This is a genomic window from Streptoalloteichus tenebrarius, assembly GCF_024171885.1.
Lineage (GTDB): Bacteria > Actinomycetota > Actinomycetes > Mycobacteriales > Pseudonocardiaceae > Streptoalloteichus > Streptoalloteichus tenebrarius.
In genome coordinates this window covers 84,259-100,805 of the sequence record NZ_JAMTCP010000002.1, presented here as the reverse complement: position 1 = coordinate 100,805, position 16,547 = coordinate 84,259, and the positions used below count along the sequence as shown (strand labels likewise).

Below are 16,547 nucleotides of genomic sequence, written 5' to 3'. Positions count from 1 at the left end.
CGTGTGGGTGTCCCGCAGGGATGTGGCGTGTGGATGTCCCGCCAGGAGTGCGGCGCGCCCGGGTGTCCCGCAGGAATACAGGAGGTGACCGCGTGAACAACCCGCAGGACCTGTTCGCTCTCGGACCGGTCGTGCCCGTCGTCGTGCTGGACGAGGTGGCGCACGCCGTGCCGCTCGCCCGCGCCCTGGTGCGGGGCGGTGTCCAGGTGATCGAGGTGACCCTGCGCACGGCCGCCGCGTTGCCCGCGATCGAGCGGATCGCCGCCGAGGTCCCGGACATGGTGGTGGGGGCCGGCACCGTGACCAGCCCGGAGCAGGCCGAGCAGGCGGCCAAGTCGGGCGCGCGGTTCCTGATCTCGCCGGGGGCCACCGCCGCCGTGCTGGACGCGATGGAGCAGACCGGCCTGCCGTTCCTGCCGGGCGTGGCCACGGTGTCCGAGGCCATGCGCGCGGCCGAGCGCGGGCTGACGGCGCTGAAGTTCTTCCCGGCCGAGGCGGCCGGCGGCGTGCCGTATCTGCGCTCGATCGCGGGACCGCTGCCCGGGTTGCGGTTCTGCCCGACCGGGGGAATCACGCCGGCGCGGGCGGGCGCCTACCTGTCGCTGTCCAACGTGGGCTGTGTCGGCGGCTCGTGGCTGGCCCCGGCGGACGCGTTGGCCGCCGGCGACTGGTCCCGGATCGAGATGTTGGCCAGGGACGCCGCCGCGTTGCGTTGATCCGCCGTCCGGCGCGCGGGCGGCCGCGCGCCGGTCGGCGGCGCCGGCCGCGGGCCGCGACCGGTGGCCGCTGGCCCTGTGCCCCCACGACGCGAGAAGATCAATGATGACGTGTCGTACGGGTACGGGGCCGGGGTGCGTTGTGAGCGCCGATCACCAGACGGGCCGGATGGTCTGGCACACGAGTTCGGACCTGCGGGAGCACGTCGCCAACGCCGACGCCTTCCTCCGGGAACGGCCGACGGAGAACACGGTTCTGCTCACCGTCGCCGCGACCCTCCGCGAGCGCGGCCACCACGCCTACGGCACGGTCGATCCGCTGTTCGGGTGGTGCCGGTCCTCGGGCGGGGAGGTGGTGGGCGCGTTCCTCCACACCCCGCCCCGCGGTGTCCTGCTCAGCCACATGCCCGTCGAGGCCGCGCGGGCCCTCCCGGACGAGTTGGCCGCCCTCGGTCGCCGGTTCGGCGAGATCCACGGCCACGCGCCCCTCGTCGAGGCGTTCACGGCCCGGCAGCGGGAGATCGCCGGAGCGCCGCGCCTCATGCGGCACGAACGCCTGTACCGGCTGGGCGAGCTGGCGTGGCCGTCCCCCGCGCCGGCGGGCTCGGCGCGCCGGGCGCGGCCTGGCGACCGCGCGGCCCTGGTGTCCTGGCACGACGCGTTCGCCAGGGAGATCGGCGACCCCGAGAGCGTGGCCACGGTGGCCGTGGACTACCGCATCGGCTACGGCGGCCTGCTGGTGTGGGAGGTCGACGGCGTCGCCACGTCCATGGCCGGCGTGAGCCGGCCGATCGCGGACATGGCCAGGATCGGCCCGGTCTACACGCCCCCGGAGTTCCGGGGGCGGGGCTACGCCGGCGCGGTCACGGCCGCCGCCAGTGAGGTCGCCCGGCAGGCCGGGGCGAGGGAGGTGCTGTTGTTCGCGGACATGGCCAATCCGACGAGCAACGGCCTCTACCAGCGCCTGGGCTTCCGCGCGGCGGGCGACTACCTGGTCATGGCCTTCGACTGACTCCCCGAGCCCGGGGGTCCCTGCCGGGGCTCAGGCCGCCCGCTCACCCTGGACGAGGGCCAACGCCTCGGCCACGGAGTCGGCGACCGGCACTCCCGTGGCCAGCAGGGAGGACCGGCTCATCATGCCGGTGCTCACCAGCACGCACCGCGCGCCGGCCTGCTGGGCGGCGTGCGCGTCGTCGGCCACGTCCCCGATGAGGACCACGTCGGCGGGGTCGATCCGCAGCGCGGCCAGGTGCTCCACCAGGTGCTCGGCCTTGGAGCCACCCCCGACGTCGACCCGCAGCCCGTCGATCCGGGCGAACAGGTCGGCCAGGCCCAGCTCGGAGACCAGCGGCACCAGCTCGTCGTGGAACCACAGGGACAGCAGGGACTGGCTGCCGCCGGCCGCCGCCCACTCGCGCAGCAGGTCGGGGACGCCGGTGGCCAGCCCGCACGTCGACAGCAGGCCGCGGTAGGTGTCGTGGTACCGACGGTCGAGGTCGGCCCACTCGTCGAGGGTCAGCGACCGGTTGAGCACCCGCTCGTAGCAGGCCAGCAGCGGCCGGCTGAACACCGCCCGCCACTCGTCGAGCGTGAGGGGCTCGCGTCCGTAGGAACGGCAGATCTCGTTCACGCCGGCCAACACGGCGTGGTTGTCGTCGAGCAGGGTGCCGTTCCAGTCCCAGACCACGTGTCGCGCGCCCCGCGCCAGTCCCCCAGCCACGGGTGTTCACCCTAAGGGGCGATCCCCCGGCTCGGGCCAACGGTTTTCGCCGTCGCGGCGGGTGGGCGCGGCGAGGTGGAGAACCTCACAGCTCGTCGAGCAGGTCGGTCTCCTCGCCCGCGCGCCGCAGCTCGTCGCGGACCACGCGCAGGGCGAGCCCCTCGCCGTAGCCCTTGCGGGCGAGCATGCCCACGAGCCGCCGCACCGCGGTGACCTGGTCCCGGCCGCGCACCGAGCCGAGCCTCCGGCGGACCAGTTCCCTGGCCCGCTCCTCCTCGGCCTCCGGGTCCACCTCGGACACGGCCGCCGCGACCACCTCGTCGGCCACGCCCCGGCGCCGGAGTTCGGCGGTCAACGCGCGCCGGCCCAGGCCCTGGTGGGTGTGCCGGGAGCGCACCCACGTCTCGGCGAACGCGGCGTCGTCGATCAACCCCACCTCGTCGAAGCGGGACAGCACCCGCTCGACGACCTCCTCGTCGATCCCCCGGCGCGTCAGGGACCGGTGCAGCTCGGCCCTGGTCCTGGGTCGGGCGGTGAGCAGGCGCAGGCACAGCTCCCTGGCCCGCGTCTCCGGGTCCTCCGGCGGGGCCGGCCGGCGGTCGGCGGCCGACCGGGAGGGGCGGACGCCCCTCCCGGCGACCGGGTCGCGGTCCACCACGACGGTCAGAAGTCGACCGGGGCCGGCTCGGACTCGGCGTCGAGCTGGGCGCCGATGCCGAGCTTCTCCTTGATCCGCTTCTCGATCTCGTTGGCCACGTCCGGGTTCTCCCGGAGGAACTTGCGGGCGTTCTCCTTGCCCTGGCCGAGCTGGTCGCCCTCGTACGTGTACCAGGCGCCGGACTTGCGGACGATGCCGTGCTCGACGCCCATGTCCAGCAGCGAGCCCTCCCGGCTGATGCCCATGCCGTAGAGGATGTCGAACTCGGCCTGCTTGAACGGCGGGGCCACCTTGTTCTTGACCACCTTGACCCTGGTGCGGTTGCCGACCGGGTCGGACCCGTCCTTGAGGGTCTCGATGCGCCGCACGTCCAGCCGGACCGAGGCGTAGAACTTCAGCGCCCGGCCACCGGTGGTGGTCTCCGGGCTACCGAACATCACGCCGACCTTCTCCCGGAGCTGGTTGATGAAGATCGCCGTGGTCTTGGAGGCGTTGAGCGCGCCGGTGATCTTCCGCAGCGCCTGGCTCATCAGCCGGGCCTGGAGGCCCACGTGGCTGTCGCCCATCTCGCCCTCGATCTCGGCCCTGGGCACCAGCGCCGCCACCGAGTCGATGACGATGATGTCCAGCGCGCCGGAGCGGATGAGCATGTCCGCGATCTCCAGCGCCTGCTCGCCGGTGTCCGGCTGGGACACCAGCAACGCGTCGGTGTCCACGCCGAGCGCCCTGGCGTACTCGGGGTCCAGCGCGTGCTCGGCGTCGATGAACGCGGCGATGCCGCCGGCGCGCTGCGCGTTGGCCACCGCGTGCAGCGCCACCGTGGTCTTACCGGAGGACTCGGGGCCGTAGATCTCGACCACGCGGCCCCTGGGCAGGCCACCGATGCCGAGCGCGACGTCCAGCGCGATGGAGCCGGTGGGGATCACCTCGATCGGCGCGCGCCCCTCGTCGCCGAGGCGCATCACCGAGCCCTTGCCGAAGTTCTTCTCGATCTGGGCCAACGCCAGTTCGAGCGCCTTGTCCCTGTCGGGTGCGGGTGCCATGGGGAGTCTCACCTCGGTCGCTTGGGGCCGCGCGGGTCGCCGGTCCTCGGGGTCCCTCAGGTGCCCTCCGAGTCCCTCGACGCCGCGGCCCGAGGTCGTGCTGCTGTCGTCCGTCTGTCGGAGCCGACGCTACGACGCGGCACCGACATTCCCGCCAGCCGGTGCGCCGTCGGCGGCGGCAATCACCCTGGTGGGGAGTGCGCGGACCGGCGGGAACCGGCGGAGACGGACGGGAGCACCCTAACGAACACGTGTTCGAGATCGGAACCCGCCACGTTCGGGTATCCCCCTCCCGAGGCCCCATCAGGGGGCGCGACGACCGGGCGGCGGCGACCCGCCTCCAGGCGCACACTCGACGGTGTGAGTCGCCGCGAGGCGCGGCAGGTCGATGCGCGTCGCGCGAGTCGCGGTGAGTCGCACGCCACGGCGAGGAGGTGCGTATGAAGCTCGACCCCTACCTGCCACCGGACCACCCGCTGAGCCGGATCTACCGCGGCGGCGCCGCGTTGTTCGGCGCCGGTCTGGTGGTGTTCGGCGTCCTCGGCCTCGCCCAGCGCCTGCCGTTCATCACCACCAACGGCGTGGAGATCTTCGGGCTGGCCACCAACGGCCTGCTGGCGGTCATCTCGATCGTCGTCGGGGCGATCCTGGTGCTCGCCGCGCTGCGCGGCGGGGCGGCCGCCTCCACCACGACCGCGGTGATCGGCGTGCTGTTCTTCCTGTCGGGCCTGCTGAACCTGGCGGTGCTCAACTCGTCGTTCAACATCCTGGCGTTCAAGATCCAGAACGTGGTGTTCAGCCTGGTCGCCGGCATGCTGCTGACGTTCCTCGGCCTCTACGGCCGGGTGACGGGCGGCCTGAGGGAGGACAACCCGTTCGTCCGCTACCGGCACCACGAGCCGCCGGACGCCGACCACAGCGAGGAGCTGGCTGCCGAGCGGCGGCGGCTGGACGAGATCGAGGACCTGGCCAGGGCCGAGCTGGCGGTGGCCGAGGGGACGGCCACCCCGGAGCAGGAGCTCACCGTGCGGGCCGAGCGGGCCCGTCGGGCGAGGGAGGCCAGGGCCGACGCCTACCGGCGCACGCACGCCGAGGTGCCCGGCGCGGCGAACAACCCCTACTACTGATCGCCTGTCCCACGACGGGGCGCGACCACCCCGGTCGCGTCCCGTCGTGCTGTTCGGGGAGTCCGTCCGTCGTGGCGGCAGCGGCGGCGCGCGTTCGACGGCCGCCTCGACACTCCCGACGCCTCTCGGACAGGGGAGAGGCCTTCCTACCGGCGCTCGAACGGGACGTCGAACGCGTCGCAGATGGCCTGCCAGACCTCCTTGGGCTCCTGGCCGGCCTCCAGCGCCTCGTCCACCGTGCGCCCGCCGAGGGAGGACAGCACGTGGTCGCGGGCGATCGTCTCGGCCCGCACCTCGCCGAACTCGTCGGCCATCAACCTGCGAAAAACGGTGTTGCGCATCGGGACCAGGCTACGCGGCGCGGGCGCCCGCCCCGGCCGCCACCGGTAGCCTCGCGTTGTGACCGGTGCGACAGCGGGGACGACGGCGGGGATGACACCAGGGACGCCGCCAGGAACGACACCGTGGGCGCTCGCGGACGGAGCGGACCCGACCGGCCTGTCCTCGCCCCTGGGGCAGGTCGTCATGGTCGCGGGGTTGCTGGCCGCGATCGTCGTGGGATTGCGCTGGTGGTGGGGGCAACGCCGGAAGTGAGCGGGCACTCCCTCAGCCCGACTCCACCGCCAGCTCGGTCGTCCCCGCGGTGACGGCGAAGGCGTGGGCGGCCGACACCAGCGTCGCGTGGTGGTGCCAGCCCCGGAACGACCGGCCCTCGAAGTCGCACAGTCCGAAGTCGTCGCGCACCGCCGCCACGAAGGCCGTGGCGCGGTCGCGGAGCCGGACCAACGCCGGGGCGTCACCGGCGGCGAGCGCGGGGGTGGCGATCCAGCGCCGCCCGCCGTCCTCCCCCGGCTCCACGACCAGGTGGAAGGGCCCGGACGCGGGGACGGGGCACCGCTGGGGTCCGGCGAGCTGGACGGGCACCACCGCGAACCGGGACCTCGGCCCCCGCACCCGGCCGAGCTGCCCCGCGCTCACCGGCTGGACGCCTCTCCTGGCCGGCTGACCCGGTTGACCCTGGCGGGCCGGCGGGACCGCCGCCAGGTGCCGCGCGTCCACGACCTCGACCCTGGCGTCCACCTCCACCAGCGCGGGCAGGCCCCGGGCGGCCAACCCGGAGAGGAGGTGTCGCGCCCCTGGCGCGCCGGTCGCGTCGGCCACCACCGGGAGGGGGTCGCCGTCCCACCGGGAGCGCAGCTCGTCGACGAGGTCGAGGGCCACCCGCCACTCCTCGCGCACCTGCTCGTCGTCGGGCAGGCCGACCCTCCGGCGCAACGTCGCGTCCGCGCCCCACGGCTCGGTCAGCACCAGGCGCCAGTCGACCGGGACGGCCGCGCTGGCGGAGGCCAGGAACAGGCCGATGCCGAGCTGGCAGTTCAGGGTCCTGCCCATGGCGGGGACGAACCGCCGGGCCACGCCGACGGAGTGCCGCCCGCTCTTGGGGATGACCGCGTCGGCCAGCAGCCACGCGGTGGGGGCCAGCCGCTCGGCCACGTGCTCGGCCAGCCGGTGGCGCACCGGCCGCCAGTCCCACGGGCTCTGGTTGACGAACTGCTGCAACGACTGGAGAACCGGTTCCGACAGGTCGGGTCCGGCGATCCTGCGCAGCGACTTCCTGCCGGAAACGGAGAGCAGCCCCCGCACGTAGTCCTCGGCGCGGCGACGCTGGTCCGATCTGGACAGCGAGGCGAAGAGTCGAGCGACGAACGGGCCCAGTTCCTCCTCGGTCCCGCCCCGACACCGGTTCCCCGAAGGACCTGTCCGCACGAGTCCTCCAATACGCGTCACATCCCGGACCATGATCGTGCCGAGGTCCTGTCTCCGCAGGCAAGGGCGGTTGACGCCAGCCAGGAAGACGACGGAAACAGAATGGAAAGACATGGGGGCGCGCCGATCGCGAAACTCGGCCGAACCTTACCGGCGCCCACGACGAGAAAACGCCCGTTCCGCCCCTTGACAATGTTTTCCCAAGGCGATCCGCCCTGGGGAGGGCGGCCGGTCAGACAGGAATGCCGTCGCGCTGTCCGCGCCCACTTCCCCCGCGGATCGCGGAGATCACGCAGATCACGAGCAACGGCAACGCCACGAATCCGACGACGAGCCCGAGCACCGCGTAGGACGCCGCGGTCACCAGCACGCCGGCGACCAGACCGCCGACCGCGCCGCCCACGTTCATCGCGAGGTCGCTCAGCCCCTGCACGGCGGGGCGTCGGGCCAGCGGCACCGACTCCGTCAGCAACGCCGAGCCGGCGACCAGGCCCGCGGACCACCCCAGCCCCAACATCACCAGCCCGACGGTCAACCGGGGCGCGTCGTGCGCGGCGGCCGTGCCCGCGATCCCGGCGGCGCCGACGACGAGGGCCGCGCCCAGCGCGAGCACCGGCACCCGGCCGATCCGGTCGGCGAGCCAGCCGAACACGGGGCTGGCCGCGTACATGCCGGCGATGTGCAGGCTGATCACGACGCCGACGACCCGCAGCGAGGAGCCGGCGTGGCCCATGTGCACCGGGGTCATCGACATCAGGCCGACCATGGTCGTCTGGCAGACCACGATGCCGGCCATGCCGAGCCGGGCCGGCCCCGGCAGCAGCCGCCACACGCCGCCGCGCTCCGCCTTCCTCCCGGTGGTGGTCGCGGCGACCGGTTCGGTGTCCAGCGCGCGGGCGAGCACGAGCGGGTCGGGGCGCAGGCCGACCGCCACACCCAGCGCGGCGAGCCCGAACGCGGTCACCCCGACGAGGAACGGGCCGGCGCCCTCGGGCAGGCCGGCCGCGCCGGCGAGCCGCCCGGCCGGGTCGGCGAGGTTCGGCCCGGCGACCGCGCCGACGGTGGTGCACCAGACGACCGTGGACAGCGCGCGGGCGCGGCGCACGGGGTCGGCCAGGTCGGTGGCGGCGTAGCGGGCCGAGAGGTTGGCGGCGGAGCCGCCGCCGAACAACAGCAGCGCGGCCAGCAGCAGCGGCCACCACCCGAGCAGGACCGCGACCACGGACAGCGTCGCGCCGAGCGCCCCGGCGCCGTAGCCGAGCAGCAGGGCCGGCCGGCGGCCCCGCGTGGCGGCCAGCCGGGCCAGGGGCACGGCGAGCAGGGCCGCGCCGAGCACGGCCGCGGTCTGTGCCATGCCGCCGACCGCCTCGGAGCCGGACAGCGACGCCGCGATGAGCGTGCTGACCGCGATCCCGGTCGCCACGCCCGCGCCGCCGAGCACCTGGGTGACCGTCAACGTCCGGAGGACCCGCCGTTGGACCTGGGGGATGTCGGCGTGGGCGGCGGACGGCGGAGTGGGTGTTGTGGCGGTCACCGCCCGATCGTCGCACGCACCACCCGCCCGAGAGGCTCACGCTCACGCGCGGTACCCGTCCAGCCGCATTACATGATTGAGCACTACTCAGTAGTGGGAGTGATCTTCTTTCCGGCTACCGTCAGCTCACGACACGGGCACGAGGTCGGCGCAGCTCAGTGCGAGCGGCACCGGCCCGGGCACCTCGGACACGACGTCGTCGCCAGTGCCGTGAACCCGCTCCTGGTACGTGCCGCCGACCAGTTCGAACGCCCGGAACTCGATCGTTCCCCGGCCGCGCTGGTGGACGGTCCAGAGGTAGGGGACTCCCGCTGCGGCGTAGGCGGCCACCTTGGTCTCCCGCTCTCGCATCGTGTTGCCCGGACTCCAAACCTCCACGACGAGTTCGAGGGCCGCCGCCGGGTAGTCGACCGAGACTGGTGGTCGATTGAGCACCGCGACATCCGGGATCAACGCCGTGCGAAGGGCCGCCGTGATCTCGACACCCACCGCGAGTACAGGATGGAGATCCTTCCGACCAGCCTCACGCACCGCGTCCCAGAGAGCGCGGTAGAGCGCGCGGGTGGCGTGCTGATGTGGGCCGCCAGGTGGCGGTGACACGTGGAAACAGCCCAGATCAGCTTCAGACGGCCGAGACGGCCGCCGTCGCCTGGGTGCTCGGCGTTCCGCCACTCCTCGACCGTGTGCGGGCCGATGGGGTGCTGGAGTCCGACCGCAGCGGACACCCGCGTCACCTCCTGGCTCACCTGCGGCGAAGTGGCCCACTGCCGATCCCTCGGCGCGAACCCCACCGGATGTGTCCACAGTGGACTCTCCTCCCCCGGTGACGAGCCGCCGGGGGAGGAACGCGCGCGCCGTCTGGCGGCCGTCAGGTGCCTGGCTGGACGTTCTTCTCGAAGTAGTCGGACATGACGTCGGCGTTCAGCGTGCCCTGGCCCGCCTTGACACCGAAGAGGTAGCCGACCAGCGGGCGGTCCTTCACGGTGAACACGGTGATCCCGACCGTGCCCATGGCCGACCGGTAGTGGCCGCGCAGCCCGTTGCCGGCCCAGTCGGCCTCGACGCGGTTGCCCTTGGTCATCGCCAGGATCGTGTCGGCCGCCTGGTCGGCGGCCTCCATCGAGTCGAAGTGCGAGTAGACGACGTTGTAGGCGACGCCGTCCCCGCCCTTGAGCCGGCAGGTCACGGTGACGCCGGTGAACTTGGTCAGGTCCATGTCCTCCAGGCCGGCCGAGCAACTCCCGTCGGCGACCTTGCCCGCGAGTTGCCGCAGGCAGGAGGTGAAGCCCTTGTCGTCCTTGTCGCCCGGCTTCTGGCACTCCTGCGCCGTGGGCAGGCTCGACCCGTTCGCCACGTACACCCCGGTCACGGTGGCGGCGACCGCGACGAGCAGCCCGGCGACACCGATCAGGACCGGCTTGCGCCGCGACTTCTTCTTCCCCGGCATGGCGGCGCCCACCGGCGGAGTGCCGTACGAGCCCTGGTACGGCTGGCTCACTCCGGGAACGCCGTGCCCCTGGGCGGCGCCGGCGATCGCGGCGGCGGACACCTGCTGGGACGTGCTGGCCGGGTAGCCGGCCGAGGGGAACCCGCCCGTGGGACCGGTCGACGCGTGCCCGGTGGGAGTGGGACCCGTCGGCGTGGGCGTCGGTCCGGTCGGCGGCGCGAAACCACCGGTCGCGGGGCCGCCGCGGGCCATGCCCGCCAGGTCCTGCGTGCGCATGCTGGTGCCGTCCTGCGGCACGTGGTGGGCGCCCAGCGCCACGCCGGTCTCCGGCTGGTCCAGGCTGGTCGGCACCACCCCGAGCTGCTCGGCGATCAGGGTGGCGATCAGCGGGATGCGGCTGGAGCCGCCGACCAGGTAGATGCCGGCCAGCGACTGCGGCGTCATGCCGGTGGAGCGGATGGTGGCCGCCAGCAGCTCGACGCTGCGCAGCAGGCTGGGCCGGATCAGGCCCTCCAACTCGGTCCTGGTCACCAGGACGTCGTCGAACGGCTCCGGCAGCGGGACCTCGGTCTGCGGGTGCCGGGACAGCGCCTCCTTGCCGGCCTTGACGTCCTCGCGCAGGGCGCGCTGGGCCCTGCGGTCGGCGGTCGAGACGGGGCGCAGCAGCCGCTGCCAGCCGGCGGGGTCGCGCTGGGAGACCTGTCGGCCCACGTGCTCCAGCAGGGCCTGGTCGACGTCGAGCCCGCCGAGGTCGGGCAGGCCGTCCTCGGCGAGCACGACGAACCCGTTCTGCGTCGCGCCGACCACCGCGCAGTCGAACGTGCCGGCACCGAGGTCGTAGACGGCCAGGGCCTGGCCGGGCGCCAGCGAGCGGTCGGGGAAGGAGGCGAAGTGCGCCGCCGCCGCGACCGGCTCCGGCACCAGCACGAGCTGGGGGCCGAGCCCGGCCAGCCGGGCCGCGCCGAGCAGGACGTTGCGCCGCACCGGCCCCCACTGCGCCGGGTGGGTCAGCCGCACCTCGTCCGGGGCCGCGCCGCCGAGCTGGCGGGCGGTCTCCTCGGCGACCCTGCCCAGCACGGCGGCCAGCGCCTCGTTGACCGGCACGATCGCGTCGCCGAGCAGCAGCGTGCCCTCGTCGACCCTGCGCTTGGGGTTGGGCTCGAACCGGGCGGGGTCGAGCCGGGCCCTGCGCTCGGCGTCCCTGCCGACGACCAGCGTGCCGTCCTCGGCGGCGAACACCGCCGACGGCATGGTCGCCGCGCCGTCCACCTCGACCACCCTGGGCGGGAGGCCGTGGGCGGACAACACCGCCACGGTGTTGGACGTGCCCAGGTCCACCGAAAGGACGCGCACCGCTCTCCCCTCGTCGTCGCCGCGCCGGTCGTCCGTGTCGTCTCCCGGCGTCGCGCAGTGCTGCCGGGCAGTGATGCTGCCACGTCAAGCCCGGTCAGTGGGGCGGGACGGAGGAGATCGTGCGGCCGCCACGCGGGGTGGTTGTCGGTGCGCTGGGCGAGGATGGGGGTGTGACCAGCCGGGACGAGGTGTTGGGCGCGTTCTCGCCCGCCACGCGCGCGTGGTTCGCTGGCGCGTTCGCCGCGCCGACCGACGCGCAGGTCGGCGCGTGGGCCGCCGTGGCCGCGGGGGAGCACGCGCTGGTCGTGGCGCCCACCGGCTCCGGCAAGACGCTCGCGGCGTTCCTGTGGGCGTTGGACCGGCTGGCGCACGAGGGACCGCCGGAGGACCGGAAGAAGCGGTGCCGCGTGCTGTACGTGTCGCCGCTGAAGGCGCTGGCCGTGGACGTGGAGCGCAACCTGCGCGCGCCGCTGGCCGGCATCCGGCAGGCCGCGCACCGGCTGGGGCTGCCCGAGCCGGACATCCGGGTGGGCATGCGGACCGGGGACACGCCGGCCGAGGACAGGAGGGCCTTCGCCCGGACCCCGCCGGACGTGCTGGTGACGACCCCGGAGTCGCTGTTCCTCATCCTCACGTCGGCGGCGAGGGAGTCGCTGCGCGGCGTGGAGACGGTGATCGTCGACGAGGTGCACGCGGTGGCCGGTGGGAAGCGGGGCGCGCACCTCGCGCTGACGCTGGAGCGGCTGGACGCGCTGCTGCCCCGCCCGGCGCAGCGGATCGGGCTGTCCGCGACGGTGCGCCCGGTGGACGAGGTCGCGGCGTTCCTGGCCGGGGGCCGCCCGGTGCGCGTGGTGCGGCCGGCGCTGCCCAAGACCGTGGAGGTCAGGGTCGAGGTGCCGGTGGAGGACATGGCGAGCCTGGGTGAGCCCACCGGCGAGGTGTCCGGGTCGGCGGCGGGCGGGGAGCGCAGGACCTCGATCTGGCCGGCGGTGGAGCAGCGGGTGCTGGCCCTGGTGCGTCAGCACCGGTCGACGATCGTGTTCGCCAACTCGCGGCGGCTGGCGGAGCGGCTGACCGCCCGGCTGAACGAGCTGGCGGTGGAGCAGGCCGAACTCACCGAGGACCTGGTGGACACGGCCGTGCGGGAGCGGTTCCCCGCCGAGGCCGTCGGCCAGTCGGGCACGACCACGGGCGCGCCCCCGGTGGTCGCCAGGGCGCACCACGGCTCGATGTCGCGGGAGCAGCGCACGGCGGTGGAGGAGGAGCTGAAGTCCGGGCTGCTGCCGTGTGTCGTGGCGACCTCGTCGCTGGAGCTGGGGATCGACATGGGCGCGGTGGACCTGGTGGTGCAGGTCGAGGCGCCGCCGAGCGTGGCGTCGGGCCTCCAGCGGGTGGGCAGGGCGGGGCACCAGGTGGGCGCGGTGTCGCGGGGCGTGGTGTTCCCGAAGTTCCGGGGCGACCTGGTGGCGTGCGCGGTCGTGGCGGAGCGGATGACCGAGGGCGCGATCGAGGCCGTGCGGTACCCGCGCAACCCGCTGGACGTGCTGGCGCAGCAGGTCGTGGCGATGGTGGCGATGGAGCCGTGGACGGTCGACGAGCTGGCGGCGGTGGTGCGGCGGGCGGCGCCGTTCGCGGCGTTGCCGGACTCGGCGTTGCACGCGGTGCTGGACATGCTGGCGGGGCGGTACCCGAGCGAGGAGTTCGGCGAGCTGCGGGCCCGCATCACGTGGGACAGGGTGACCAGGGAGCTGCGGGGCCGGCCCGGCGCGCAGCGGCTGGCGGTGACCTCGGGTGGCACGATCCCGGACCGGGGGCTGTTCAGCGTGGTCACGCCGGGTGGGGAGGACGGCTCGTCGGGTTCGCGGGTGGGCGAGCTGGACGAGGAGATGGTGTACGAGTCGCGGGTCGGCGACACGTTCCTGCTCGGCACCTCGGCGTGGCGGGTGGAGGACATCACCCACGACCGGGTGGTGGTGACGCCCGCGCCGGGACAGCCGGCGCGGATGCCGTTCTGGCGGGGTGACGCGCCGGGGCGGCCGTTGGAGCTGGGCAGGGCGCTGGGGCGGTTCGTCCGCGAGATGTCCACTATGGACGAACAGGCGGCGCGGGAGCGGGCTCGGGCCGCGGGGCTGGACGAGTGGGCGTGCGACAACCTGCTCGCCTACCTGGCGGAGCAACGGGCGGCGACGCGGCACGTGCCGGACGACCGCACGGTGGTGGTCGAGCGGTTCCGGGACGAGTTGGGCGACTGGCGACTGGTCGTGCACTCCCCGTTCGGCGCGCCGGTGAACGCGCCGTGGGCGTTGGCGCTCGGGGCGCGACTGCGGGAGCGGCGCGGGGTCGACGTGCACGTGGCGCACTCCGACGACGGCATCGTGGTGCGGCTCCCCGACGCGTTGGACGAGGTGGGCGCGGACGTGCTGCCCACGGCGGAGGACGTGCTGCTGGACCCGGACGAGGTCGAGCAGGTGGTGGTCGCGGAGGTGGGCGGGTCGGCGTTGTTCGCGGCCCGGTTCCGGGAGTGCGCGGCGCGGTCGCTGCTGCTGCCCCGGCGCGACCCGAGGCGGCGCACGCCGTTGTGGCAGCAGCGGCAGCGCGCGGCGCAACTGTTGTCCGTGGCGGCCCAGTACGAGCAGTTCCCCGTGGTGCTGGAGGCGATGCGCGAGTGCCTTCAGGACGTCTACGACCTGCCTGGCCTGCGTGAGCTGATGGCGGACGTGCGGGCGCGTCGGGTGCGGGTGGTCGAGGTGGAGACGCCCGCGCCGTCCCCGTTCGCGCGCAGCCTGTTGTTCGGCTACGTCGGCATGTTCCTGTACGAGACGGACGCGCCGCTGGCGGAGCGCCGCGCGGCGGCGTTGTCGTTGGATTCGGCGTTGCTGGCGGAGCTGCTGGGCGCGGAGGCGATCCGGGAGCTGCTCGACCCCGAGGTGCTGGCCGAGGTCGAGGCCGGCCTGCAACGGCTGACCCCCGAGCGTCGGGCGCGGGACGTCGAGGACGCGGCCGACCTGTTGCGGTTCCTCGGCGACCTGTCCGAGGAGGAGGCCGCGGCGCGCGGGGTGCGCCCGGAGTGGCTGACCGAGCTGGCCGCCGCGCGCCGGGCGATCGCGGTGCGGATCGCGGGCGAGCAGCGGTGGATCGCGATCGAGGACGCCGGGCGGGTGCGGGACGCGCTCGGCACGGCGTTGCCGGTGGGGGTGCCGGAGGCGTTCACCGAGCCGGTGCCCGATCCGCTGGCCGACCTGTTGACCCGGTACGCCCGCACCAGGGGACCCTTCTCCCCCAGCGAGCCGGCGGAGCGGTTCGGGCTCGGCGTCGCGGTGGTGACGTCGGTGTTGGAGCGGCTGACGGGCAGCGGGAGGCTGGTGCGGGGCGAGCTGCGCCCCGGCGGCACGCACACGGAGTACTGCGACGCCGAGGTGTTGCGGCGGCTGCGGCGGGCCTCGTTGGCCAGGCTGCGGGCCGAGGTGGAGCCGGTGGAGCCGGCGGCGTTGGGCCGGTTCCTGCCTTCGTGGCACGGCATCACGCGGCGGCAGCGGGGCGTGGCCGGCGGTCGTGGCGAGTTCCGGCCCGTGGCCGCGCCCACCGTGGACGACGTGCTGGCGGTGGTCGAGCAGCTCGCCGGCGCGCCGTTGCCGGCCAGCGCGTTGGAGTCGCTGGTGCTGCCGGCGCGGCTGCCGGGCTACTCCCCCGCGCTGCTGGACGAGCTGACCGCCACCGGCGAGGTGACGTGGACCGGGTGCGGGGCGCTCGCCGGCGGCGACGGGTGGGTGGCGCTGGCCCCCGCCGACCTGGCCGACCTGCTGCTGCCCGATCCGACCGAGGCCGCCGAGTCCACACCGGACAGTCCACTACACCGCGCTGTTCTGTCCACATTGGAGGGTGGGGCGCTGTTCTTCCGCGAGCTGGCCGACCGCGCGGGCGCGGCGCTGCTGGCGGCGGGCGAGCCGTCCCCGACGGACGAGGCGCTGGTCGGCGCGCTCTGGGACCTGGTGTGGGGCGGGCTGCTCACCAACGACACGGTGGCCCCGCTGCGCGCGGTCGTCTCCGGGCGGGGCGCGGCGCACAAGCCGCGCCGCGCGGCCCCTCGGGGGAGGTACGCCCGGCTGCGCGCGCCGCGTCCGACGATGCCCAGCCGCGGCGGCCCGCCGACCGTGGTCGGCCGGTGGTCGCTGGTCCCGGCCAGGGAGACCGATCCCACGCGCCGCGCGCACGCCAGGGCGGAGGCGTTCCTGGAGCGGCACGGCGTGTTGACCAGGGGCGCGTTGGACACCGAGCGGGTCAGCGGCGGCTTCAGCGGGATCTACCGCGTGCTGCGGGCGATGGAGGAGTCCGGGCAGGTCGTGCGCGGCTACGTGGTGGAGGGTCTCGGCGCGGCGCAGTTCGCGGTGCGCGGCGCGGTGGATCGGCTGCGGGCGGCCTCGCGCCCGCAGGGGCGGGGTCCGCACGAGGAGGCGGAGGCCGTGGTGTTGGCGGCGGCCGACCCGGCCCAGCCGTACGGCGCGGCGTTGCCGTGGCCGGAGCCCGTGGGCGTCACGCGGCACCGGCCGGGGCGGAAGGCGGGCGCGCTGGCGGTGCTCGTCGACGGCGTCCCCGCCCTGTACGTGGAACGCGGGGGCCGGTCGCTGCTGTCGTTCACCGAGGACGGGGAGGTCCTGCGGGTCGGCGCGGAGGCGTTGGCCCGCGCGGTGCGGTCGGGGTGGCTCGGTCAGCTCGCCGTGGAGCGCGCCGACGGCGAGGGTGCCCTCGGCTCTCGCCTCGCCGAGGTGTTGCGGGAGGCGGGATTCCGCGCCACCCCGAAAGGCCTGCGACTGAGGGCCTGAGTCCACCGCCGTGCCCGACCATGCCGGCCAGGTTGTCACGCCGACCGCCGGCACGCGGCGCGGTTAAGGATGATTTAAGTGGACGCTAGGCCTCTCTTAGTGATAACGGTGCGGTAACCGGCCTTTTTCATCACGGGAAGACTTCCCGGGCGACCAGCCACGAGACGGAGTCACGCGCAATCACGGGCCGATAACCGAACACCGGGCGAGGGAGCCATTCCCACCACTCGCCCAAACTGGTCTAGACCAGATGGCGGAACACCTCTGGTGCCGGCAGGGGAATTCGACGGTCAGCCGGTTCCGATGCTTGCCGGAAGGACGCATAATGGCACATGATCCGCCGCCGTCCCCTGCAATCGCAC

The 16,547-nt window shown here is 74.3% G+C and carries 13 protein-coding genes; 5 read left to right on the top strand and 8 right to left on the bottom strand.

Annotated features, from left to right (window positions below; all coding sequences use genetic code 11):
* Positions 1-92 precede the first annotated feature (92 nt).
* On the top strand, positions 93-716 hold the full coding sequence (eda, locus tag LX15_RS02210) for a bifunctional 4-hydroxy-2-oxoglutarate aldolase/2-dehydro-3-deoxy-phosphogluconate aldolase (protein ID WP_253667747.1): 624 nt from the start codon (positions 93-95) through the stop codon (positions 714-716).
* A gap of 142 nt (positions 717-858) precedes the next feature.
* Complete coding sequence (locus tag LX15_RS32935) at positions 859-1,728, top strand: GNAT family N-acetyltransferase (RefSeq protein WP_253667746.1); 870 nt, start codon at positions 859-861, stop codon at positions 1,726-1,728.
* Between the two features lie 30 nt (positions 1,729-1,758).
* Here LX15_RS32935 and LX15_RS02200 read toward each other — a convergent pair whose 3' ends face one another.
* The 3 genes from LX15_RS02200 to recA all read right to left on the bottom strand — a co-directional run bounded on the left by LX15_RS02200 (position 1,759) and on the right by recA (position 4,137).
* Positions 1,759-2,436: an HAD family hydrolase gene (locus LX15_RS02200; protein ID WP_253667745.1), complete on the bottom strand. Its 678-nt coding sequence runs from the start codon at positions 2,434-2,436 to the stop codon at positions 1,759-1,761.
* Between the two features lie 85 nt (positions 2,437-2,521).
* Positions 2,522-3,091, bottom strand: coding sequence for a regulatory protein RecX (locus LX15_RS02195; RefSeq protein WP_253667744.1), 570 nt, complete (start codon positions 3,089-3,091; stop codon positions 2,522-2,524).
* Between the two features lie 8 nt (positions 3,092-3,099).
* Positions 3,100-4,137 (bottom strand): recombinase RecA, encoded by a 1,038-nt coding sequence (gene recA, locus LX15_RS02190; RefSeq protein WP_253667743.1) that lies wholly within the window; start codon positions 4,135-4,137, stop codon positions 3,100-3,102.
* A gap of 440 nt (positions 4,138-4,577) precedes the next feature.
* Here recA and LX15_RS02185 point away from each other — a divergent pair, with 440 nt between their 5' ends.
* Positions 4,578-5,264: a DUF4383 domain-containing protein gene (locus LX15_RS02185; RefSeq protein WP_253667742.1), complete on the top strand. Its 687-nt coding sequence runs from the start codon at positions 4,578-4,580 to the stop codon at positions 5,262-5,264.
* A 146-nt stretch (positions 5,265-5,410) separates the two neighbouring features.
* Here LX15_RS02185 and LX15_RS02180 read toward each other — a convergent pair whose 3' ends face one another.
* Positions 5,411-5,605, bottom strand: a complete 195-nt coding sequence (locus tag LX15_RS02180; protein WP_253667741.1) for a DUF3046 domain-containing protein — start codon at positions 5,603-5,605, stop codon at positions 5,411-5,413.
* Positions 5,606-5,663: 58 nt separating this feature from the next.
* Between LX15_RS02180 and LX15_RS02175 the strand changes: the two genes are divergently transcribed.
* Positions 5,664-5,858 carry a hypothetical protein gene (locus tag LX15_RS02175; RefSeq protein WP_253667740.1) on the top strand — a complete coding sequence of 65 codons (195 nt, stop codon included), beginning with the start codon at positions 5,664-5,666 and terminating at the stop codon, positions 5,856-5,858.
* Positions 5,859-5,870: 12 nt separating this feature from the next.
* Here LX15_RS02175 and LX15_RS02170 read toward each other — a convergent pair whose 3' ends face one another.
* The 4 genes from LX15_RS02170 to LX15_RS02155 form a co-directional block, all read right to left on the bottom strand.
* Entirely contained in the window at positions 5,871-7,031 is a 1,161-nt protein-coding gene (locus tag LX15_RS02170; protein WP_253667739.1) for an IS701 family transposase, read from the bottom strand.
* A gap of 232 nt (positions 7,032-7,263) precedes the next feature.
* Complete coding sequence (locus tag LX15_RS02165) at positions 7,264-8,565, bottom strand: MFS transporter (RefSeq protein ID WP_253667738.1); 1,302 nt, start codon at positions 8,563-8,565, stop codon at positions 7,264-7,266.
* A gap of 126 nt (positions 8,566-8,691) precedes the next feature.
* Complete coding sequence (locus tag LX15_RS02160; RefSeq protein ID WP_253667737.1) at positions 8,692-9,165, bottom strand: Uma2 family endonuclease; 474 nt, start codon at positions 9,163-9,165, stop codon at positions 8,692-8,694.
* 268 nt (positions 9,166-9,433) lie between these two features.
* The gene (locus tag LX15_RS02155; protein ID WP_253667736.1) at positions 9,434-11,365 is read right to left on the bottom strand and encodes an Hsp70 family protein; all 1,932 of its coding nucleotides are present in this window, start codon (positions 11,363-11,365) and stop codon (positions 9,434-9,436) included.
* 170 nt (positions 11,366-11,535) lie between these two features.
* On the opposite strand from LX15_RS02155, the gene LX15_RS02150 reads away from it, so the two are divergent.
* Positions 11,536-16,185 carry an ATP-dependent helicase gene (locus LX15_RS02150; RefSeq protein WP_253667735.1) on the top strand — a complete coding sequence of 1,550 codons (4,650 nt, stop codon included), beginning with the start codon at positions 11,536-11,538 and terminating at the stop codon, positions 16,183-16,185.
* The last annotated feature ends 362 nt before the right edge of the window (positions 16,186-16,547 follow it).

Coding starts and splice junctions, on each gene's coding strand:
- LX15_RS02180 (WP_253667741.1), bottom strand. CDS start 5,605: ATGCGCAACACCGTTTTTCGCAGGTTGATGGCCGACGAGTTCGGCGAG.
- recA (WP_253667743.1), bottom strand. CDS start 4,137: ATGGCACCCGCACCCGACAGGGACAAGGCGCTCGAACTGGCGTTGGCC.
- LX15_RS02185 (WP_253667742.1), top strand. CDS start 4,578: ATGAAGCTCGACCCCTACCTGCCACCGGACCACCCGCTGAGCCGGATC.